Origin of the sequence: Sphingopyxis sp. PAMC25046, from assembly GCF_004795895.1 — a bacterium.
Classification (GTDB): domain Bacteria; phylum Pseudomonadota; class Alphaproteobacteria; order Sphingomonadales; family Sphingomonadaceae; genus Sphingopyxis.
This window is the reverse complement of record NZ_CP039250.1, coordinates 3,772,830-3,796,008: the sequence shown is the minus strand read 5'-3', so window position 1 is coordinate 3,796,008 and position 23,179 is coordinate 3,772,830. Positions and strand designations below refer to the sequence as shown.

Sequence of the window (23,179 nt, the reverse complement as noted above, 5' to 3'; positions counted from 1 at the left end):
GGCGTCGGCGTTCCGGGTGTCCGGACGCGGCCCGGCATCGATCCGGGCTCATCGGCGGCTGCGTCGATTTTTGTTGACAGAAACACCATAAAAATTGCTTGTGCCCGATGCGGTGCTGCTGCGGTGACGGCAGGCCGGGGACATGAGAGAGGATGGTCCGATGGCGCGAGGCGCGGACGCGAAGAGCGAAACGGTCGCTGGCGAAGGCCGCGAGGCGGCCGCCGGCGCGAAAATGCCGTTCGGGGCACGGCTGGCCTATGGCAGCGGGGCGATCTCGACCGCGGTCAAGAACGCTGCCTTCGCCTATCTTCTTCTCTATTATAATCAGGTGGTGGGGATTCCCGCGGCGATCGTCTCGACCGCAATCGCGGCGACCTTGATTATCGATGCGCTCGTCGACCCGCTGATCGGGCGCTGGTCCGACATGACGCGTTCGCGAATCGGCCGGCGCCATCCGTTCATTCTCGGCTCGGCGATCCCCACCGCGATCTTCTTCATCCTGCTGTGGTTCCCCCCCGCCGGGCTGACCGACGTCCAGACCGGGATATGGATTTTTGCCGTCGCGTCGCTGACGCGTGTCGCGGTCAGCGCCTACGACATTCCCTCGACCGCGATGGTACCCGAACTGACCCGCGATTATGCCGAGCGCACCAAGCTGTTCTCGCTGCGCTTCTGGTTCGGCTATGCCGGCACCTTCGCCTTCGTCGCGCTCAGCCTGTCGCTCTTTTTCGTCAAGACGTCCGAGCATCCCGTGGGCCAGCTCAATCCCGACGGCTATGTCAAATTCGCCTTTGCGGGCGGGTTCGCGATGATGCTCGCGATCCTCGCGTGCGGGCTAGGGACATTGGGGCAGGTCGCGCGCATGCGCCAGGCCGACGCGCCCGAACCGGTCCGCCTCGGCATGATGGGGCATGTGCGCGAGATCGGCACCGCCTTCCGCCACCGGAGCTTCCTCGCGATCTTCGCCTTCGGCGTCCTGAAATTCACCGCGATCGGCATGGCGAGCGCGATGGCGATCTATTTCAACACCTATATCTTCGACCTCTCGGCCAAGCAGGTCGCGCTGCTCGCGCTCGAAGCGGTGACGGCAGCGACGCTGGCAGCGCCGCTCGCGCCGGTCTTTTCGCGCAGGCTCGGCAAGAAGCGGACGGCGATGTGGATGGCGATCCTCGGTATCCTGATCAACAACCTGCCGCTCGCGCTCGTCTATTTCGGCCTCTTCTTTCCGATCGGGCACCCGATGGTCGTCCCGACGCTGCTCGTCTTTGGCACGATCGGCGGCGGCTTCATCGCCATCTCGCTCATCAACACCAGTTCGATGCTGGCCGATGTGGTCGAGGATTATGCCGTCAAATCGGGAAAACATCTGTCGGGGGTCTTCTTCTCGGCCTCGAGCTTCATGCAGCAATGTTCGGCGGCGCTCGGGGTGTTCGTCGCGGGGCTCGTCCTCACCTGGTCGGCTTTCCCCGAAAAGGCGAACCCGGCCAATGTCACGCGCGCCATGGAGCTGTCGCTCCTCGTCCATTATGTGCCGACGATCGTCAGTCTGTGGCTCGCCGGTTGCCTGTTCCTGCTCTTTTACGACATCGATCAGGACCGGCATCGGGCGAATATCGAAAAACTTCGCGCGCTCGAGGCGGAAGAGAATGCGCGCCGGCTGCAGGATGCCGGCGTGACCTCGCCGACCTTTTGAGCGGGAATTGCAATGCGCGGCGGCCGCGCTAGGAATCGGTGATGGACGATATGGGGCAACGGGGCGAAGGCCAGGCGCGCATGAAGGCGGCCGACCGCGCGGTGATGATGGTCGAGGAAGCCGACCGGCAGATCAACCTGCGCCGCAGCGCGCGCATCTCGCCCGCCGACATCGCGGGCGACCTCGGCACCAGCCGCTCGCTCGTCTATTCCTATTTCGCCGATCCGGCGGCGCTGCTGCGCGCGGTGCTCGACCGGCACGCCGGGCAGCTCGCGGCCGCCGGGATAGAGGAGGCCGTCGCGCGCCCCGATTTCGCCTCGGCGATGACCGACTGTTCGCTGATCTATCTGGACCATGTCGTCCAGCATGGCGCGGCGATCGAACTTTGCTTTCGCGACAAATGGCTGGCGCGTAACCTCGACGGGGCGATGCGCACGCTCGGCAACAGCATCTATCGCCGTCTGGCGCGCAAGGCGCAGCGCGAACTCAACTATTCGGCGCACGACGCACTCGGGATCGTCCAGATCTTGCAGGCCGTTCCCGAAGAGGGGGCGCGGCTCGTCCGCAACGGCGAGGTATCGTTCGCGATGGCGCAGGGGCTGTGCCGCCGCCTGATCGCGGCGTCGATCGACGAACTCCGTCCGTCGAACTAGGTGTCGCGGCTGCGGGGATGCGCCTTGGCGTGGCTCCGGATGCTGCCCATCACCATCGGCAGGCAGAGGCGGATCGCATTTTCGGTGGTGAGGCGTCCCGCCGAAACAAGGCTGCCCGCGCGCAGGCTGATCGCGGTGACGATCCAGTTGCTACCAAACGCTTCTTCCTCGCTCATGCCATAGCTCGATGCCATCGCCTGGACGATCGGCTTCGAAACCGAGATACGCGTCCGCTCGAATTCCTCGCGCATGATCTCGCGCACTTCGGGTTCGAGGAGCAATGTCTGGAGCAGCGCGCCGCGGCGCCCGGCCTCGCTCAGATAATTGACCGTCGACATGACGATCTGGGTGTTGCGGTCGCGCCCGCGCAGCACGACGCCGCGCCGCGAACGTTCATATTCGTCGATCTCGCGGCGCGCGAGCGCCGACAACATGTCGATCCGCCGCGCGAAGCAATTATGCGCCTGCGCTTCGGAAATGCCCGCCTCGCGCGCGACGCGGTTGAGGCTGACTTCGTCGATCCCTTCCTCGAGGCAGATGCGGCCGGCGATGCCGAGCATCTGCGCGCGCCGCGCCTCGATCGGCAGCCGCCGCCGTCCGGCCGGTCCGTTGGCCGGCGCCGCCTCGCCGCCGGGCGTTTCGGGCGACTTGAGCGAAGGCAGATATGCCGGTCGCGCGTCGCGTCGCTCGGCCGCCGGAAGGCGCCAGTAGTTGCGGTTCGGCCGCGGCACCTGCAACCGGTCGCAAAGCTTTGCCGCGCCGCCCGCTGTCATGCCGAGCGATTTGGCAACCTCGTGGAGCGGCGCGTCCCACACCTGCCGAAACAGCGTTTCGCGGTCGATCCGGGCGGCGGTCAACGGCGGCTCCGATCCGGCCGAACGCCGACGATCGGGTCGATGAGCCCGCGTGACAACGCCACCATAAAAATCCTGTGCCCCATGATGCCCGCTTGCCTAACGGATAATTGCTGGCGGTTCCAGAGGGACATATGCGCGCCCACTCTGACAGCCTGGCCATATCGAGGGGGTGATTGATCGTGCGGCCTTTTGCGGGCGGACCTATTCCTCGGCGTCGAGGGCCGCTTGTAGCGGGCCGAGCCAAGGCATATAGCCTTGCAGGCGGCTTTCGGCGCGGCGGACGGGCGCGCGGACCTGTTGGGCGCTCGGCGTGTATATGGCGCGCCGCATTTTCTCGGGCGCAAGACAGGCGGCCGCAAAGGGAAGGCGCAGAAAATCGAGCAGCGCGGATATCTCCGGCGCAGTATCCGATACCAGGCGCGCATAATCGAGCCGGTAGATTTTGCCGACTGCAGGACTGCCCACCATGTCCATCATCCGGAGATATTGCCGGTAGTATCGCCCCAGTTCGCCGAGCGTATTGGGAAAGTCCGTGTGGCGGTTGAAATAGGTCGTATAGGCCGAAAAGCAGCAGCCGAGCGGATCGCGCCGCACGTCGATGATCCGCGCGTCCGGGAGAATGCGGCGAATGAGCGCGACGAAGCGCCAGTTGGCCGGCATCTTGTCGGTGAAGCGGGGGCGGTCGGTCCGGCGATAGCGACCCATCCTCGCCAGATAGTCTGCACCGAGTTGCATGGCCTCGGCTTGCCCCAATGTCTGCAGGCGGCGGACAAAGGCATCGGGTGACGCAAAGGCGCCCGCCGCGGTGGCGACTTCGCGAAGCGCAAGCAGCTCGCCCATCGCTTCGACCTCGGGATGGCCGGCAAGAATCTGCTCCACGAGCGTCGATCCCGAACGCGGCATGCCAACAATGAAGATGGCCCCCGCCGATGCGGGAGGATGAGCCTGTGCCGTTTCGGAGAAATATGGCTCCAGATTCCGGTGCGCGTCGACGAAGGCGGCGAGCCCCGCTCCGTCGTGGCGAACGAGCGTGCTGCGGAGGGCGTTGGCTTCGGCGTATTTTTCGAAGGACCTGTCATAAGCCCCGCGCGCCCCATAACCGCGGCCGAGCGCGAAGAGGATCTGGACCTTGTGATAGGGATCGCGCGCGCGGGCGAGGCCGTTTTCCATCGCCGCGATATCGGCCTCGCTGGCGGCCGCAACGGGCAGAAGGGCAAGTCCGAGCCACGCGGGCCCGAAGTCGGGTGCAAGGCCGATCGCATTGCGAAAGGCGAGGGCGGCTTCGTCGACGTCGCCGAGGGCCGCGAGGTCGCTGCCGTAATTGGCCCACAGCAGGGGGATGCCGGGGGCTGTATCAACCAGAATCCGGTGGACGTCGATCGCGTCCGCCGCGCGCCGCTCGCCGGACAGAATGGCAGCCTTGATCGACAGCGGCCAGATGCGCGAGGGCCAGCTTTGAATCTGGCGATCGGCATGGGCCAGTGCCTCTTCGACGCGGCCGGCGTCGCACAGGAAGGAAGCGAGCGCGGCATGCGCGTGCGCCGAGTCCGGACTTCGCGCGGCCGCTTTGCGAAGCGCCTGCTCGTCGGGCGGGGGCGTTATGTCGGTTGCCGTCGACGGCGTGCGCGAGAACATCGGTTCGGCTTATCGGCCGCCGTGCGGTCGATGCAAGTGTCTCCCCCGCGACGAGCGCTTTGCAAGAGAGGCGTGGAGGTTACCCGGGTATCAATTCTCCGTATCGATACCGTGACATACCGGCATTTACTGCCTTCTGGTAACCGGTTGATAATAAATCCTTCGTAGCCGCGAACCGTGTCATCCATCGGACGAGCCGAAACGGGGACACGGCCTGGTTTTCCGCAATGACCCGCTTCGGCGGCGGAAGCCCGGTGGTGGGAGCGCGACGCGGGGCGTCCGGGTATCGGGCGCCTACGCGTGTCAATCGACGAAAGGGTTCGGCTGTGACGGACCCTTTGCGAAACCGCCGGGGGGCCGAATGATCGGAAGCCGCATTTTCTGTTCTCCGCGCCCGGCGCCCGCGGTGGCGATCGCCGCGCCTGAACGCATCCCGCGCCCTGACCTTTGCCCTGAAAAACCCGCTTGTCGTGACTCGTTCACGCAACCCGAACCGTGCCCGAAGGAAACAGTATGACGATCGACAGCAAGCCCGCTTTCTCCGTTCGCGATCAAAAGCGGCTGTCACGCCGCCTGCTCTGCGGCGCGTCGCTGGCGGCCGTGCTTGCCTGCGCTCCCGTGGCCGCGCAGGCGGAGGATCGTTACTGGGATGCCAACGGCACCGCTGTCGGTTCGGGTGGCACCGGGACCTGGAACCTCGGCAATCTCAACTGGAGCCCCAATGCCGACGGGGTCAGCGGGCCGTTCGTCGAGCCGTGGGTCAATGGCGATCTCGACAATGCGATCTTCGGCGGCACCGCAGGGACGGTGACGGTCGGCGCGCCTGTCACGGTCGGCAACATCACCTTCAGCTCGGCGGGCTATGTGCTGAACGGCAGCACGATCACGCTGGGCGGACCTGGTTCGACAATCACGACGGTGGGGAGCGGCACGATCAATTCGGTCGTCGCGGGTTCGAACGGGCTGACCAAGGCGGGGAACGGCGCGCTGGTCCTGAACGGCGTCAACAGCTTCACCGGCGATATCAATATCAATGCCGGCAGTCTTTATGCCGCCGCCGACAGCGCTCTCGGTGCGGGCGGCAACAACATCTTCACAGCGGCGGCGTCCAATGTCCGCCTGTCGATCGGCGGCGCGAGCACGGCGCGCACCGTTACGATCGGCAACGGCGGTAACCTGATCCTCGAGGGCTCGGGCGCCGGATCGGCGCTGATCACGGGCAACGGGTCGGTTTCGGTCGCGGCCAGCGGCGTCACGATGAGCAACGACGCCAGCACCTATACGGGGCGCACGGTTTTCTCCGGCTGCAACGGCGTCTGCTCGGTGCGCTTCACTTCGATCGGCGATCTGGGACAGGCCAGCTCGCTCGGCGCGCCGGTGACGGTCGAGGACGGTACGATCGTCTTCAACCAGTCCAGCCAGTATAGCGACAGCGTCATCTATCTCGGCGATGGCGACAGTTCGAACCGCAATTGGGATATCAACGGCAACAACGCGATCATTCGCAATCAGGGGACCGGCACGCTCGCGCTCACCGGCGATATCGATATTTCGGTCTCCGGCACGTTCAATGCCGAGACTGCCGACATCCACCTCCTCGGCGCGCTCAGTGGCGGAGCCTATGGTTTCGCCGCGTCGGCGGGGCGCAGCATCGAACTCGGCGACGCGAACAGCTTCACCGGACAGGCGGCGCTCGCGGGCGAAATCCGCCTCGGCAAACTCGCCGACATCGGCAGCGAAAGCTCGCTCGGCGCGGGCACGACGATCCTGCTCAACAATGGGACGCTGGGCTATACCGGCGCGGGCGATGCCAGCAACCGCGAGTGGTTGATCAACGGCGCCGCCAATATCATCCGCAACGACGGCACGGGCGCGCTCGATCTGTCGGGTGCGCTCGCCTTCAATGCCGCCAATCCCAATCCCGACACGCTGACCTTCGGGGGCAGCTTTGCCGGGACCAATTTCTTCTCGGGCGTCATGTCGGGCAACGGCAACATCGTCGCCGATAGCGCGGGGACATGGGTGCTCGGCGGCGCGAATGTCCAGCGCGGAACGGTGACCGTGAACGGCGGCACGCTCCGGGCGGGCGTTGCCGGCGCCTTCGGCAACGCGACGGGATTCGTCGTCAACGGCGGCACGCTGGACCTCGGCGGGTTCGATCTCGTCGCGCCGTCGCTGACGGGCAGCGGCGGCACGGTCGCGCTCGGGGCCTCCACGTTGACGGTCAAAGCGGCGGCGGCGCAGAGTTTTGGCGGCAGCATCGCGGGCAGCGGCGGGTTGACCAAGGCGGGCGCGGGCACGCTGACGCTGACCGGCGCGAACAGCTATACCGGTGCTACGACGATTTCGGGCGGCAGGCTCGCGCTCGATTTCGCGGGCGCCGGCGGCCCGGCATCGGACATTATTTCGTCGGCATCGCATCTGGTGCTGTCGGGCGGCGCGCTCGACGTGCTCGGCGCGGCGGGCGAAGCGAACAATCAGAGCTTCGACGGCCTGACGGTCAGCGCGGGCAGCAATACGCTGCGCGTGGTCAACGGCGCGGGCGGCACCATGAATGTCAGCCTCGGGGCAATCAATCGCACGGGCGGGCTCGTCAATTTCGTGCTGCCCGGCGCGGGCGCGATCACGACGAGCAACCTCGACGGGGTGCTCGGCGGCTGGGCGACGATCAACGGATCGGATTATGCGAAAGTCGTCGGCGGCAATATCGTCGCCTTCGACGCGAGCGACTATACCGACAAGGACGACGCCGGGACCTGGGCGAACGGCGAAATCGTCAGCGATGCGGCCGGGACGGCGAATTCGCCCTTCTTCGGCACGGTCAGCGGCGATGCCGCGCTGGGCGGGCTGCGCTATTCGGCCGCGGCGGGATCGACCGTCACGGTCGGCGCGGGCAACCGGCTGGGGATCGAAGGCACGATTATCGTCGCGCCGAGCGTCGGCACGGCGAATCAGGCGATCAACGGCGGCGAACTGACCAGCGGCGTTGCGGGCGGCGCGCTCGGCATCCAGCACAATGGCGGCGGCATCTTCACCATCGGCTCGGCGATCGTCGACGGCGGCGGGGTGACCTCCTTTGCCAAGGGCGGCGCGGGCCGCGTCATACTGTCGGGAGCGAACAGCTATACGGGCGCGACGACGCTGACCGACGGGGTGCTCCAGATCTCCAGCGTCGCAAACGCCGGGATCGCCTCCAGCATCGGCGCCTCCTCGGCCGATTCGTCGAACCTCGTCCTCGAAGGCGGGACGCTCCAATATAGCGGCGGTACGGCAAGCAGCGATCGCGGCTTCACGCTGGTCAATGGCGGCCCCGCGCGAACGATCGACGTCGCCGCGGCGGGAACCGACCTGACCTTCTCGGGCCTCGTCACGAGCTCTGACGATGCAGGCTTCATCAAGGCCGGCGCGGGGACGCTGACCCTCGCCAACGCCGCCAACGATTATGTCGGCGTGACGACGATTGCGGGCGGAACGCTGGCGATCGGCACGCTCACCGACGGCGGGAACGCGAGCGGGATCGGCGCAGCAAGCAGCGCGTCGGAAAACCTTGTCCTGACAACCGGCGGCCAGCTTCGCTACACGGGCGGCACCATCACGACCGATCGCGGCTTCACGCTTGCGGGCGGCAATGGCCGGATCGATGTCGCGCAGGCGGCGACGACGCTGACGATCAGCGGCGTTGCGACGGGCTCGGGCAATAATTTCATCAAGGACGGTGCCGGCACACTCGTGCTCAGCGGCACCAACACCTACACCGGCGATACGATCGTGACCGCGGGAACCCTGCGCGCGGGATCGACGCGCGCCTTCGGCTTCGGTGGCCGATACATGACGGTCAACACCGGCGCCACGCTCGACCTCGGCGGCTATGACATCAATGTCGCGTCGGTCACCGGCGGCGGCCTCATTGATCTGGGCGGGCGGACGCTGACGACCGCGGGCGGCCCCGGCTCCTTCACCGGCAGGATCACCGGCACCGGCGGCTTCACGCGCGGCGGCGGCAGCTATACGCAGACGATCAGCGGCTGCAACAATGACTATACCGGCGTCACGACGATCAGCAGCGGACTTGCGATCGATTGCATCGCCAACGGCGGGCAGGCGAGCGCGATCGGCGCGTCGTCCTCGGCGTCGTCGAATCTGGTGCTGGCGGGCGGCACGCTGGCCTATACCGGCGCCAGCGCCTCGACCGATCGCGGCTTCGCATTGACCGGCAATGGCGCGATCAACGTCGTCGACACCGACACCGTGCTGGAATTTTCAGGCGATGTCACGGGCGGCGGGCAATTGGCCAAGACCGGTGCCGGGACGTTGCTCCTGTCGGGAACGAACAGTTCGACCGGCTCCCTGCGCGTAATCAATGGCACGGTTCGCGCCGGATCGACGACCGCTCTGGGTAGTGGTCCCATGTCGCTCGACAACACCGCCGGCGTCCTGCTCGACCTCGACGGTTACGACAATGATGTCCGTTATCTGATCGGCGGGGGTGTGCTGGGCGGCAACATCGCGCTCGGTGGAGCGACGCTGACGATCAGCACGGGCGGCAGCGCCTCCGCCATTTATGGCGGTGCAATATCGGGAAGCGGCGGCCTGGTCATGAACGGGGGCAGCTATCAGGAGCTGTCGGGCTGTTCGAGCAGCTATAGCGGGACGACCGTCATAAACGCCGGCACGCTCGCGGTCGCCTGCCTCGAAGATGGCGGCGCGAACAGCTCGATCGGCGCTTCCTCTTCGGCCGCCGGCAACCTCGTGATCAACGGCGGCGGGCTGCGCTATGTCGGCACCGGCGGAAGTACGAACCGGCAGTTCACGCTCGGAGCCTCGGCTGCGAGCAGACTCGAGTCGTGGGGTACCGGCGCGATCGAATTCAGCCATGCGGGCCCACTGACCTTTGCCAGTGCGAATACGGCGCAGACGCTGACGCTTGGCGGCGTCAACACCGGGGACAATATCCTCGCGGCGCAGATTACCGACAATGGCACCGGCGTCACCCGCCTGACCAAGACCGACGCCGGCACCTGGATTCTGACCAATGCGGACAGTAGCTATACCGGGGTTACGACGATCAGCGGCGGCGTTCTCGGCGTCGACAAGCTGGCCGACGGCGGCTTGGCAAGCAGTATCGGCGCTTCGTCGGCGGCCGCCTCCAATCTGATCATCGGAAATGGCTCGACGCTTCGCTATACCGGCAGCGGCGATACGACGAACCGCCTTTTCACCCTGTCGCAGGGCGTCACCTTCATCGAATCGTCGGGCACCGGCGCGATCGTCTTTACCGACACGGGACCGGTTACGCTCGCGAACAACAACCAGGCGCGCACGATCGCGCTGGGCGGCACCAATACGGGCAACAATACGCTGGCGGGTTCGATCGGCAATGCCGGATCGGGTGTCACGACGCTCGCGAAGAACGACAGCGGCACCTGGGTGCTGACCGGCAATCACAGCTATACCGGGTCGACCAACATTAACGGCGGCACCCTCTTCGTCGGCGGCGGCGGCACGACGGGTGCGATCGCGAGCGCGATCGTCAACAATTTCGGCACGCTCGGCTTCAATCGCAGCGATCTTCTGGCCTATGGCGGGCAGATCGTCGGCACCGGGGCGCTGCGTCAGGCCGGGACGGGCACGACGGTTCTCACCGGCAACAACAGCTACACCGGCGGCACGACGATCGAGGCCGGCACGCTCCAGCTGGGCGACGGCGGAACGAGCGGCAGCATCGTCGGCGATGTCGCCAATGACGGGGTGCTGGTGTTCGACCGGTCGGACCTCGTCACCTTTGGCGGCCTCATCTCGGGCAGCGGCTCGGTCGAGCAGGTCGGAAGCGGCACGACGGTGCTCACCGGCATCAACAGCTATGCCGGCGGGACGTTGATCCTTGGCGGCACGCTGCAGGTTGCGGCCGACGCCAATCTGGGTGCCGCGGCGGGCGGCTTGACCTTTTCCGGCGGCACGCTGCGCACGACCGCTTCCTTCGCGAGCGGCCGCAACGCCAACCTGACGGGCGCGGGCACGATCCTGACCGATGCGGGAACCATTTTCTCGCTTGGCGGCGTGATTTCGGGCGCGGGTGGGCTCACCAAGTCGGGCGCGGGCACGCTCGTGCTGAGCGGAAACAACAATTATGCGGGCGCGACCAATGTCAGCGCCGGGACGCTGCGCATCAACGGCGACCAGTCGGCGGCGACCGGTCTTGTTACCGTTGCATCGGGCGCGACGCTGGGCGGCAGCGGGACGATCGGCGGCAGCGTCAATGTGCTGAACGGCGGTATTCTCGCGCCCGGCAACAGTCCCGGCACGCTCAACATCGATGGCGACCTGTCGCTCGCGGGCGGTTCGGTGCTGAACTTCGAATTCGGTGAGGCGGGGGTTGTAGGCGGCGCGCTCAACGACCTGGTCAATGTCGGCGGCGACTTGACGCTCGACGGCACGATCAACGTCACGAGCTCCAGCGGCGGCTATTTCGGCGGCGGTATCTACCGCGTGTTCAACTATGCCGGGACGCTCATCGACAATGGCCTCGCGCTGGGCTCGATGCCGGCGGGGAGCGATGTCACCGTCCAGACCTCGGTCGCGGGACAGGTCAACCTGATCAACAGCGAAGGTCTGGCGCTCAGCTTCTGGGACGGTGGTGCCGGACCGAAGTTCGACGATCTGGTCAATGGCGGCGACGGCATCTGGCATCTGGGCGGCGCCGACAACAACTGGACCGGCGCCGACGGCGCGGTCAATGCGGCCTATGCCGATGGAACTTTTGCAATCTTTGCGGGCGCCCCCGGCACCGTCACCGTCGACAACAGCGGCGGTGCGGTCACTTCGGCGGGAATGCAGTTCGCGGCAGACGGCTATGTGATCGATGGCGCGCCGCTGACGCTGGTCGGCCCCGAAGCGATCGTCCGCGTCGGCGACGGCACCGTCGCGGGTGCGGGCTTCACCGCGACGATCAGCGCCGACCTCACCGGCGCCTCGCAGCTGGTCAAGACCGACGGCGGCACGCTCGTGCTGACGGGCGCCAACAGCTATACCGGCGGCACGCGGATCGAGGGCGGCGTGATTTCGGTCGAGAACGACAGCTTTCTCGGCGATCCCTCGGGTGCGATAACGCTCGACGGCGGCACTTTGCGGATGACGGGTGCCAACTCGACCAATCAGCACAGCTATATTCTGGGCGCGAACGGCGGCGCGGTCGACGTGGCGAACGCCGCGACCTCCAACGGCATACTCGACGCCATGACCGGAACGGGCGGATTTACGAAGCTGGGTGCCGGCTCGCTCACGCTCGGCGGCGAAAATACCTACACCGGCGGCACGACGATCGAGGCGGGGGTGCTGCAAATTGGCGATCTCTCCGGCACCACAGGTTCGATCGCGGGTGACGTGGTCAACAATGCCCTCCTCGTCTTCAACCGCTCGAACGCCTATACCTATGGCGGATCGATCACCGGTACTGGCGGCCTTCGTGTAGCCGGAACCGGCGTAACCACGCTGACCGGCGACAGCAATTATGGTGGCGGGACGAGCATCAACGGCACGGGCGGCGAGCTGCGCATCGTCGGCGGGGCGAACGTCACGTCCGGCGGCGGCACGACCCTGGGCCGCTCGACGCTGAGCATCGACGGCGCGAACTCGCTCTACAGCACAGCGTTTGTTGGCGGGAATAATATCGCTTTCGCCGGTTCGGTTGTCGTGAACGTCACGAACGGCGGCACGCTACGGCTGAGGGCAGGCGATTTCGACCTGCGCGCGCCCACCGCCTCGACCCAGCTCAACATCACCGGCGCGAACTCGCTCGCCGATGTGTCGGGCGGCATCCGGGGGAGCGCGACCTTCAACGGCCCCTTCAGCCTGACGGTGGGTGCGGGCGGGACGCTGCGCACCGCGGGCGCGAGCCAGATCGGCACTGCGACCAGCAACAGCAACGCCATCGCCGTCGCGGTCACCGGGGCGGGCTCCAACTGGACGAGCACTGGCGCGTTGCTGATGACCGCTGGCGATTTCACCGTCGATCAGGGCGGCGCGGCTAGCTTTACGTCGGCGACCTTCGGGACCGCGCCGCAGGCCGCGAGCCTGACGGTGTCGGGTGCGAGTTCCAGCTTCGCCACCACCGGTGATCTTGTTATCGGTAGCGGGACCGGAACCGCCGTCCTGACGGTTGCCGACAACGGGCGGGTGATCGCCGGCTCAGGACTCCAGATTGCCTCCCAAGTCGGTTCGACCGGCACCGTAAATATCGGCGGCGTCGAAGGCGGTTTGGCGGCCGCAGCGGGCTTCATCGACGGCAACATCATTTTCGGCCCTGGCGCGGGCGAGTTGAACTTCAACCACGCTGGCACCGACTATCTCTTGGCTAGCAGTATGTCGGGCGCGGGTTCGATCAACCATGCGGCGGGCACGACGCGCCTGACCGGCGACAGCTCGGCCTTTACTGGCACAACGTCGGTCGCGGGCGGCACGCTGTTCATCGACGGAATCCTCGGCGGCGTGGCGAGTAATGTCGGCGTGGCGACGGGCGGCACGCTGGGCGGCACCGGCACAATTGGCGGTAATGTTGCCATCCTCGACGGCAACCTCAATCCGGGCAGCGTCGGCGGGGTTCCGGGCAGGCTCACGATCGCGGGCGATCTTAACCTCACCTCCGCCGCGACGCTCAACGTCGACTTCGGTCAGGCGAATGTCGTTGGCGGCGCGTACAACGACCTGATCGACGTGGGCGGCGACCTCGTTCTCGGCGGGACACTCAATGTGCAGGAGACCCTTGGGGGTAACTTCCAACCCGGCGTTTATCGCGTCATCAATTATGGCGGGTCGCTGACCGACAACGGATTGACGGTCAATGCGGGCTATTTCGTGCAGACATCGGTCGCGAACCAAGTCAATCTGGTGAACACCACCGGCCTCACGATGCGCTTCTGGGACGGCGTCAACGGCGGCAAGAATGACGGGGTGATCACGGGCGGCGACGGCCTGTGGCAGGCCAGCGGCGGCAACGACAATTGGACCGAGTTCGACGGTTCGGCGAACGCGCCGTTCACCGACGCGGCCTTCGCGGTCTTCTCGGGCGTCGGTGGCGCGGTAACCGTCGACGACTCGCTCGGTGCGGTCACGGCATCGGGAATGCAGTTCGCCAGCGACGGTTATGTCATCGCGGGCACCGATATCGCGCTCGTTGAATCAGAGGCGATCATTCGCGTCGGTGACGGCTCGATTGGCGGCGCGGCCTATACCGCCAACATCGCGTCGAACCTGACCGGCATCGGCGACGTCATCAAGACCGACCTTGGCACACTCGTGCTGACGGGCGACAACAGTTTCGTGGGCGAAACCAATGTCCGGGGCGGCGAACTACGGCTCGCGGACGGCGGCACGCTGAACAATACGGACGGCATGATCGGTCGCGAAAGCGGCGAGCAGGGCATCCTCACCGTCATAGGCGCCGACGGCAGCGGCAACGCCTCGACCTGGGCCAACACGGGTATCCTCCGTGTCGGCCGCCTTGGCACCGGCACGCTCAATATCCTCGATGGCGGCATCGTGACCGTCGCGGATATCGCCTATATTGGAGACGATGTGGGCAGCGAGGGGACCGTCAATGTTTCGGGGCGGGATGCCAATGGCAATGCTTCGACCTGGACCGGCGCAAGCGACATCGTCGTCGGCGAGTTTGGTAGCGGCACGCTGAATATCACCGCAGGCGGCCAGGTCAGCAATCAGTCGGGCTGGATCGGCTCCAACGCCGGCAGCCAGGGGATCGTCAATGTCTTGGGTGTCGGTGGCAACGGCGCCGCCTCGATCTGGACGAACAATGGCGATGTGCTCGTCGGCTATGACGGCAACGGCACGTTGAATATTGCCGACGGCGGCAAGGTCGTCAGCGTCGGCGGCCAGATCGGCGCCAATTCCGACGGCGTCGGCCAGGTGCTCGTAGCCGGCGCCGGCTCGCTGTGGGAGAACAGCGGACGGATCAACGTCGGCCTTTTCGGCGCCGGTACGCTGCGCATCGAAAATGGCGCGACGGTGACCAGCAATGACGCGATCGTCGGGGCCTCCGGAAACGGCAACGCGATCATAGCCGGCGTCGGCACGTCATGGGTCAACACCCAGCAACTGAGCGTCGGCAGCTTTGGCACCGGCTCCATGCGTATCGAGAACGGCGCGAGCGTCACCAGCAATCAGGCTTATATCGGCGCCAATTCCACCGGGAGCGTCGTTGTGACCGGCGCCGGGTCGCGCTGGCTGGTCACCGATTTCTCGATGACCGTCGGCAACGATGGTACGGGCTCGCTGCTGGTCGAAAACGGCGGGCTGGTCCGCGCCGAGGGCGGCTTCGCGCTCGGCTTCGCGGCGGGGTCCAGCGGAACCGTGACCATAGCGGGCACGACCGGCAACCGCGGTGTTGTCGAGACCAGCCAGATCGGTGCCGGTTTGGGGACGGTCAATTTCTCGTTCGACGGCGGCGTGCTCCGCGCGACGCAGGATGAAGGCGAGTTCTTCGCCGATTTCGGTGCGAACGACATCACGCTCGGCACAAACGGTGGCATCATCGACACCGACGGTCACAATATCGGCATTGCGCCGCGCTTCTCCGGCGCGGGCGGGCTGACGAAGGACGGCCTCGGCACGCTTACGCTGACGGGTGCCAATAGCTATGCCGGGGCCACATTCGTCAATGCGGGCACTTTGCTGGTCAATGGCGACCAGTCGGCGGCGAGCGGCCTTATGACAGTGTTTGCGGGCGCTACGCTCGGTGGCACCGGCACGATCGGCGGCAATGTCGCCATGCTCGATGGCGCGATCCTTGCACCGGGGGAAAGTGCCGGCACGCTGACGGTCGGCGGCAATCTGTCGCTCGCCGGTGGCTCGATCCTGAATTACGAGTTAGGGCAGGCCGATGTCGCGGGCGGCACGCTCAACGACCTGGTCAATGTTGGCGGCGACCTGACGCTCGACGGAACGATCAATGTGACGGTCCCGGCAGGGGGCACCTTCGGCCCCGGCATCTACCGCGTCTTCAACTATGGCGGTGCGCTGATCGACAATGGCTTGACGCTGGGGGCGATCCCCGGTGGGACTGGCGGCGTGTCGGTCCAGACCGCGATCGCGGGTCAGGTCAACCTCGTCAATTCGATGGGCCTTGCGCTCAGCTTCTGGGACGGCGCGGCGGGGCCCAAGCATGACGGAACGCTTAACGGCGGCGACGGCGTGTGGCGCGTCGCAGGCGGCCTCAACAACTGGACCGACGCGGACGGCTCGATCAACGCCGATTATGCTCAGGACAGTTTCGCGGTCTTCGCGGGCGCGCCCGGCACGGTCACGATCGACAACAGCGGCGGCAACGTTCTCGCCTCGGGTATGCAGTTCGCGAGCGATGGCTATGTAATCGCTGGCGACACGCTGACGCTGACCGGCACGCAGGCGATCGTTCAGGTCGGCGACGGCAGCGTCGCGGGCGCAGGCTATACCACGACGATCGACGCGGCGATCGCCGGTACCGCGCAACTGCTCAAGACCGACGCCGGCACGCTCGTTCTGACCGGCGCCAACAGCTATGGTGGCGGTACGCTAATCAACGGCGGCACGGTCCGGATCGGCAGCGATACCAATCTGGGCGACGCGAGCGGCGGGCTGTCGCTCGGCGGCGGCGCGCTTCACACGACCGCCGATATCGTTTCGGGCCGCACCGTCACGTTGATCGGCGATGGCGTGTTCCGCAGCGATGCCGGCACGACCTTGACGCTGACCGGCCCGGTCGGCGGCACAGGCGGGCTCACCAAGGCGGGCGCGGGCACGCTGGCGCTTGGCGGCAGCGGATCTTTCGCCGGCACCACGACGGTCGAAGCGGGCACCTTGTTTGTCAATGGCGACTATTCGGCGGCGACCGGCGCGACCAGTGTCGCCGCGGGCGCGACGCTGGGCGGTACGGGGACGATCGGCGGCAATGTCGACTTCGCCAGCGGTGCGACGTTGGCACCGGGTGCGGGCGGAACGGGCACGCTGACCATCGGTGGCAATCTGTCGCTTGCGGCGGGGACGCAGCTCGATTTCGAATTCGGACAGGCGGGGGTCGCGGGCGGTGCGCTCAACGACCTCGTCAACGTCGGTGGAAACCTTGTCCTCGACGGTGTGCTCAATGTCGGCGTTCCGGCGGGCGGCGCGTTCGACGTCGGCATCTATCGCATGTTCAACTATGGCGGCACGCTGACGAACAATGGCGTCACCTTCGGCACCATGCCGACGGGCGCCAACGCCGCCATCCAGACCTCGGTCGCGGGGCAGGTCAATCTGGTCAATTCGGGTGGGCTGATGCTGAACTTCTGGGACGGCGCGGCCGGGCCGAGGGTCGACGGCGTGATCAACGGCGGCGACGGCGTGTGGCAGAGCAGCGCCGGCAACGACAACTGGACCGACGCGACGGGCAACCTCAGTGCGCCTTATGCCGATGGCGCCTTTGCGATCTTCGGCGGCACGGCGGGTACGGTAACGGTCGATAACGGCCCGGGCGCCGTGTCGGCCACCGGCATGCAGTTTGCGACGAACGGCTACGTCATCACCGGCGACGCCCTCGCGCTCGACGGGGTGCAGGCGACGATCCGCGTCGGCGACGGCAGCACAGCTGGCGCGGGTTTCACCGCGACGATCAACTCGGCGCTCTCGGGTACGGCGCAGCTGGTCAAGACCGATGCGGGGACGCTCGTCCTCGGCGGCACGAACAGCTACACCGGCGGCACGCAGATCGTGGGTGGCACGCTCCGCATTTCGAACGACGCCAATCTCGGCGCGGCGAGCGGCGAAGTGACGCTCGATGGCGGCACGCTGGAGACGAGCGCAACTCTTACGAGCGCGCGCGGCTTCGCCGTGACCGGCGGGGGTACGATCGCGACCGCGGCCGATACGGTCTTTACCTATAACGGTCTCTTCTCGGGCACGGGTGCGCTGACCAAGAATGGTGCGGGCACGTTGCTCGTCACCGCCGACAACGGCGGCTTCGGCGGCAGCACGACGGTCGCCGGCGGCACGCTGGCCGTGCAGGGCAGCCTTGGCGGTGCGGTGACGGTCAATTCGGCCGGTCGCCTCGAAGGCGCGGGCCGCGTCGGCAGCATCGTCAACGCGGGCGTCGTCGCACCGGGCGGCAGCATCGGGGCGCTGACGGTCGCAGGCGACTATCGCGGCGAGGGCGGTGTGCTCGAGATCGAGGCCGAGCTTGGCGGCGACGCATCGCTTGCCGACCGTCTGGTCGTGAACGGCGCGACCTCGGGCAACACGCGGGTGACCGTGGTCAATCGCGGCGGCCTTGGCGCGCAGACGGTCGAGGGCATCAAGATTGTCGATGTCGCCGGCGCTTCGAACGGCGATTTCACGCTCGACGGCGACTATCTGTTCGACGGCGAGCAGGCGGTGATCGCCGGCGCCTATGGCTACCGGCTCTACAAGAACGGCATCGCGACGCCGCAGGACGGCGACTGGTATCTGCGCTCGGCGCTGCTCGACGATGGCGGAAATCCCGAAGGACCGCTCTATCAGCCCGGGGTTCCCGTCTATGAGGCCTATGTCGGTGCACTCCAGTCGCTTAATCGCTTGCCGACGTTGCAGCAGCGCGTCGGCAACCGGTCGTGGGCCGCTTCGCCGATCGCCGGGGCCGGGCTGTGGGGCCGGTTCGAATCCGAACGCCAGCGCCCCGAAGCGCTTGTCTCGACGAGCGGTGCCGACCGCAAGGTCGACCAGTGGCAGGCGCAACTCGGGCTCGATGCAGTGCTGGCAGAGCGCAGCGACGGCGCCGCGCTCGTCGGCGGCCTGACCGCGCATTATGGCAAGGCGGACAGTGCCGTGACGTCGATCTTCGGCAACGGCACGATCGATACGCAAGGCTATGGCGTCGGCGCGACGATGACATGGTATGGGCCCAAGGGCTTCTATGTCGACGGGCAGGTCAAGCTCAGCTGGTTCGACAGCGACCTTGAATCGAACATTCTCGGTTCGCTGGCTCAGGGCAACAAGGGCGACGGGCAGGCGTTCAGCCTCGAACTCGGCAAGCAGACCGCGATCGGGCGCAACCTGTCGATCACGCCGCAAATCCAGATGAGCTATTCCAAGGTCGATTTCGATCGCTTCGTCGATCCGTCGGACGCCGCGGTTTCGGCTGCGACGGGCGAAAGCCTCAAGACCCGCTGGGGTCTTGCGATCGATCACCAGACGAGCTGGAAGGGCCGGTCGGGCGATACCCGCCGCACGCGGCTCTATTCGGTGATGAACCTCAGCTACGAATGGCTCGATGGTGCGGTTGCCGACGTGTCCGGGACGCCGATCGCCAATCGCGACCATCGCCTGTCGGGCGAACTCGGCCTTGGCGGCAGCTATAGCTGGGGCGGCGACCGTTTCACCCTCTACACCGAAGTGTCGGGTGACACGGCCATCGCCGACTTTGGCGCCGGCTATAATCTGAAGGGCACCGCGGGCTTCCGGGTTCGCTTCTGAGCGGCTTCGAATCCGGCGCTCGCGAGGTTGGGGCCCGAAACGTCAGGATGCGCTGAGGGCAGGTTCGCGGCGCGGACCTGCCAAGGATAGAAACGCATCGGCCGCAAACTGCTCGGCGATTTCGGCAAGCACCGAAATGGCAAGGGTCGCGGGATCGCGCGTCGACGGGATGAGGCCCACCGGCGATCGGAGCGATGCGATCGCTTCGGCCGCCACGCCGGCGGCTTCGAGCATGATCTTGCGATCGGCGTGCGTCCGGCGGCTACCGAGTGCGCCGACGTAAAAGCGCGACTGTTCCAATGCCCAGGGTATCAGCTCTTCTTCCCAGTCGCGGTCGTGAAAAAGGAAGAGAAATGCGGTCCAGGGGTCGGAGCCGATGTCCGGGCGCCAGCCTCGATAGGGGAGAAGCGCCGCATCGACCGCGGCCGCGCCAAGGGCAGCGATATCGCGCGCATAGGGCGAGAAGGCGGTGGTGGCGGCGCCCGAGGCCGCAGCCAGTGTCGCTGCCGCCGTCAGTTCCTCGCCCTGCCCGAACGCCAGGATGCGAAGCTGCGGCACATAGGTGACGACGAAGTCGTCGCCGCGCCAACCGGTCGGCGCGCTCGCCTCGGCAAGGCGGAGCCCCGCGGGCGCGAGCGCCAGCGCTGCGGGCTTTCGTGCTGTGAGGAACGCGATGGCCGTCTCGATCGCCGCGGGATCGGGCTGCGGCGCGAACAGAAGGTCGATGCCCCCGCCGCAGGGCAGCCGGATGTCGAGATAGGGCGAGCCGAGGCCGAACCGCACGAGGCGCGGGGCACCCGCCGCGAGCGCGTCGAGGGCTTCGGCGACGACGGCCGCCTCGATGCAGCCGCCCGAGAATGAACCGGCATAATCGCCGTTCGCCGCGATCGCCATCTGCGCGCCGAGGGTGCGCGGCGACGAACCTTCGATGCCGGTGAGCGTCACGAGGACGCAGGCGTCGCCGGACTCGCCCCGGCTGCGCAGAAAGTGCAATATGTCGAGCGAAGATGTCGCCAATCCGGTCATCGCGATCGACCCGCTGAATTGCCTGGCCGCCGCGCAACGGGAGACAATGCCGTGATCGAAGCCAATCGCATCGCCGCCGTCCTGCTGGCGGCCGGCCGTTCCGAGCGCTTCGGAAGCGACAAGCTGCTTGCGCGGGTTCGCGGCGAACCGGTCGCGCTCATGGCGGCGAAGACGCTGGTCGCGATCGGGCCCGGCCGCCTGATCGCGGTCTGCCGCGCGGGAAGCGAGGTCGCCGCGATCCTGTCGGATTTTGGGTTCGAAATCATTGTCAATGCCGAGCCTGCGCGCGGATTGTCCTCCTCGCTCGCCCTCGCGATCGAGCGGGCGGACCTGTCGGGCGCCGATGCGGCGCTGGTGACGCTCGGCGACATGCCGTTCGTCGGACCGGAGCATATCAAGTCGCTGCTGGCGGCGTTCGACCCCGCCAAGGCGTCGATCGTCGCATCGGGGCGCGACGGCACCGCGATGCCGCCGGCGCTTTTTGCGCGTTCGCACTTCGAGGCACTGCGCAATATCGAAGGCGATCGCGGCGCGCGCGCCTTGCTCGCCGGTGCCCTGCTCGTCGCCGGGGATTCGCTCGAGCTTGCCGATATCGACCGTCCCGAAGACCTGCGCTGAGCGGGATGGGGACTCACGCGAGGTCCGGAAGTTTGTCGATCAGCTTGTCGAGCGTGACCGGGTAGTTCCGCACGCGAACGCCCGTCGCATGATAGACGGCGTTCGCGACCGCGGCGGCGACGCCGCAGATGCCGAGTTCGCCGACGCCCTTGGCCTTCATCGGCGATGTGGTCGGATCGACCTCGTCGAGGAAGATCACCTCCTGATGCGGAATGTCGGCGTGGACGGGGACTTCGTAGCCGGCGAGATCGTGATTGACGAAGAAGCCGAACCTCTTGTCGACGGCCAGTTCCTCCATCAGCGCCGCGCCTGCGCCCATCGTCATCGCGCCGATGACCTGGCTGCGCGCGGCCTTGGGGTTGAGGATGCGTCCGGCGGCGCAGACCGCGAGCATCCGGCGCACCCGTATCTCGCCCGTCATCGCGTCCACCCCGACTTCGCAAAAATGCGCGCCGAAGGTCGACTGCTGATATTTTTGGGCGAGGTCGCCATATTCCATCATATCTTCGGCGACGAGATCGCCATCGGCCGCGGCCTTTGCGAGCGCGACCCCCTTGCCCCCGGCGCGGACCTTGCCGTTTTCGAAGACCGCGGCCGCGGGGTCGAGTCCGAGCTTTTCGGCGACCTCCATGCGCAGCTTTGCGCATGCGGCATAGACGCCGGCGGTCGAACTGTTCGCCCCCCACTGGCCGCCCGAGCCCGCCGAGACGGGAAAGGTCGAGTCGCCGAGGCGAACCTCGACGCGTTCGAGCGGGACGCCGAGCATCTCGGCGGCGGTCTGCGCGATGATCGTGTAGCTGCCGGTTCCGATGTCGGTCATGTCGGTTTCGACAGTTACGGTTCCATTGCGGTCGAGGCGGACGCGTGCCGCGGATTTTTCGTTGAGATTGTTGCGGAAGGCCGCAGCGACGCCCATGCCGACGAGCCACCGGCCGTCGCGCGTGGCGCCGGGTTCCGCCTTGCGGCTCTTCCAGCCGAATTTTTCGGCGCCGAGTTCGAGGCACTCGTTGAGCCGGCGCTGCGAAAAGCGCCGCTCGGGCTTTTCGGGGTCGACCTGCGTGTCGTTGAGCACGCGGAAAGCGACCGGATCGAGGCCTAGCTTTTCCGCCATTTCGTCGATCGCGATTTCCAGCGCCATCAGTCCGGGGGCTTCGCCGGGCGCGCGCATCGCATTGCCCTCCGGAAGGTCCAGCGTCGCGAGTCGCATCGCGGTCATCCGGTTCGGCGCGGCGTAGAGGAGGCGCGTTTGCGCGACCGCGGTTTCGGGGCTGCCGCCCTTGAGGTCGCCCGACCAGCTTTCGTGGCCGATCGCAGTGAGCTTGCCGTCGGTCGTCGCGCCGAGCCGGATGCGCTGGATCGTCGCGGGGCGGTGCGTGGTGTTATTGGTCATGAGCGGCCGCGGCAGCGCGATCTTCACCGGACGCCCGGCGGCCTTCGCGCCGAGCGCGGCGAGCAGAGCGTCGGAACGGATGAACAATTTTCCGCCGAAGCCGCCACCGATGTAGGGCGAGACCAGCCGGACATTCTCCTTGGGAATACCCAGCGTCTTCGCCATGTCGCCGACCGACCATGCGATCATCTGGTTCGATGTCCAGAGTGTGAGTCTGTCGCCGTCCCAGCTCGCGATCGACGCGTGCGGTTCCATCATTGCATGGCTGTGGTCGGGCGTCGTGTAGCGCGCGTCGAGCTTGACCGGCGCGCTTGCAAAGGCCGCATCGAAATCGCCGAAGCGAGTGTCCGCCTCTGTGCCGAAGGCCGGCGGCGGCTTGACCGCGCCGTCCATCGATTTTGCGAGGTCGAAATTGCCCTTCGCGCGATCATATTGGACGCGAACGAGCGCGGCGGCCGCGCGCGCCTGCTCGAAGCTTTCGGCAACGACGACCGCGATCGCCTGGTGATAATGTTCGATGTCGGGACCGCCGAGAAGATGCGCGGTGTTGAAGTTGCCCTTGCCGAGCTTGCCCGCGTCGGCGGCGGTGACGACGGCGAGGACCCCGGGCGCGGCTTTTGCGGCGCCGAGGTCCATCGAGGCGATGCGGCCCTTTGCGATCGCCGAGCCGACGACATAGCCATAGGCCTGGTTGGGCACGACATCGTGCCGTTCATAGGCATAGGGTGCGGTGCCGCTTGTCTTGAGGGGGCCGTCGATGCGGTTCGTCGGCTTGCCGACGACCTTCAGCCGGTCGATCGGATTGTCGGTTGCGGGCGTGTCGAACTTCATGGGC

At 66.6% G+C, this 23,179-nt stretch carries 8 protein-coding genes; 4 read left to right on the top strand and 4 right to left on the bottom strand.

Annotation, left to right across the window (positions count from 1 at the left end):
* Window positions 1-160 precede the first annotated feature (160 nt).
* Together E5675_RS17825 and E5675_RS17820 are read left to right on the top strand one after the other, a co-directional pair.
* The gene (locus E5675_RS17825; protein WP_247594676.1) at window positions 161-1,693 is read left to right on the top strand and encodes an MFS transporter; all 1,533 of its coding nucleotides are present in this window, start codon (window positions 161-163) and stop codon (window positions 1,691-1,693) included.
* Between the two features lie 41 nt (window positions 1,694-1,734).
* Window positions 1,735-2,346 (top strand): TetR/AcrR family transcriptional regulator, encoded by a 612-nt coding sequence (locus E5675_RS17820; protein ID WP_136175680.1) that lies wholly within the window; start codon window positions 1,735-1,737, stop codon window positions 2,344-2,346.
* On the opposite strand, the gene E5675_RS17815 is transcribed toward E5675_RS17820, so the two are convergent.
* Together E5675_RS17815 and E5675_RS17810 are read right to left on the bottom strand one after the other, a co-directional pair.
* Window positions 2,343-3,203, bottom strand: a complete 861-nt coding sequence (locus tag E5675_RS17815) for a TetR/AcrR family transcriptional regulator (protein ID WP_136175679.1) — start codon at window positions 3,201-3,203, stop codon at window positions 2,343-2,345. The two genes, E5675_RS17820 and E5675_RS17815, sit on opposite strands and share 4 nt — an antisense overlap.
* A 201-nt stretch (window positions 3,204-3,404) precedes the next feature.
* Entirely contained in the window at window positions 3,405-4,838 is a 1,434-nt protein-coding gene (locus E5675_RS17810; protein ID WP_136175678.1) for a sulfotransferase, read from the bottom strand.
* Window positions 4,839-5,351: 513 nt separating this feature from the next.
* On the opposite strand from E5675_RS17810, the gene E5675_RS17805 reads away from it, so the two are divergent.
* Window positions 5,352-19,310, top strand: coding sequence for an autotransporter-associated beta strand repeat-containing protein (locus tag E5675_RS17805; protein WP_136175677.1), 13,959 nt, complete (start codon window positions 5,352-5,354; stop codon window positions 19,308-19,310).
* A gap of 42 nt (window positions 19,311-19,352) precedes the next feature.
* Here the strand turns inward: E5675_RS17805 and E5675_RS17800 are convergent, their stop codons facing one another.
* The gene (locus E5675_RS17800; RefSeq protein WP_136175676.1) at window positions 19,353-20,336 is read right to left on the bottom strand and encodes an XdhC family protein; all 984 of its coding nucleotides are present in this window, start codon (window positions 20,334-20,336) and stop codon (window positions 19,353-19,355) included.
* A gap of 51 nt (window positions 20,337-20,387) precedes the next feature.
* On the opposite strand from E5675_RS17800, the gene E5675_RS17795 reads away from it, so the two are divergent.
* Complete coding sequence (locus tag E5675_RS17795) at window positions 20,388-20,954, top strand: nucleotidyltransferase family protein (RefSeq protein ID WP_168707920.1); 567 nt, start codon at window positions 20,388-20,390, stop codon at window positions 20,952-20,954.
* A 13-nt stretch (window positions 20,955-20,967) separates the two neighbouring features.
* Here the strand turns inward: E5675_RS17795 and paoC are convergent, their stop codons facing one another.
* A complete protein-coding gene (paoC, locus tag E5675_RS17790) occupies window positions 20,968-23,175 on the bottom strand; it encodes an aldehyde oxidoreductase molybdenum-binding subunit PaoC (protein ID WP_136175674.1) in 2,208 nt (735 codons plus the stop codon).
* Between the last annotated feature and the right edge of the window lie 4 nt (window positions 23,176-23,179).

Excerpts from the sequence above, each read along its gene's own strand:
- E5675_RS17825 (WP_247594676.1), top strand. The coding sequence starts at position 161 with ATGGCGCGAGGCGCGGACGCGAAGAGCGAAACGGTCGCTGGCGAAGGC.
- E5675_RS17820 (WP_136175680.1), top strand. The coding sequence starts at position 1,735 with ATGGACGATATGGGGCAACGGGGCGAAGGCCAGGCGCGCATGAAGGCG.
- E5675_RS17810 (WP_136175678.1), bottom strand. The coding sequence starts at position 4,838 with ATGTTCTCGCGCACGCCGTCGACGGCAACCGACATAACGCCCCCGCCC.
- E5675_RS17805 (WP_136175677.1), top strand. The coding sequence starts at position 5,352 with ATGACGATCGACAGCAAGCCCGCTTTCTCCGTTCGCGATCAAAAGCGG.
- E5675_RS17800 (WP_136175676.1), bottom strand. The coding sequence starts at position 20,336 with ATGACCGGATTGGCGACATCTTCGCTCGACATATTGCACTTTCTGCGC.
- paoC (WP_136175674.1), bottom strand. The coding sequence starts at position 23,175 with ATGAAGTTCGACACGCCCGCAACCGACAATCCGATCGACCGGCTGAAG.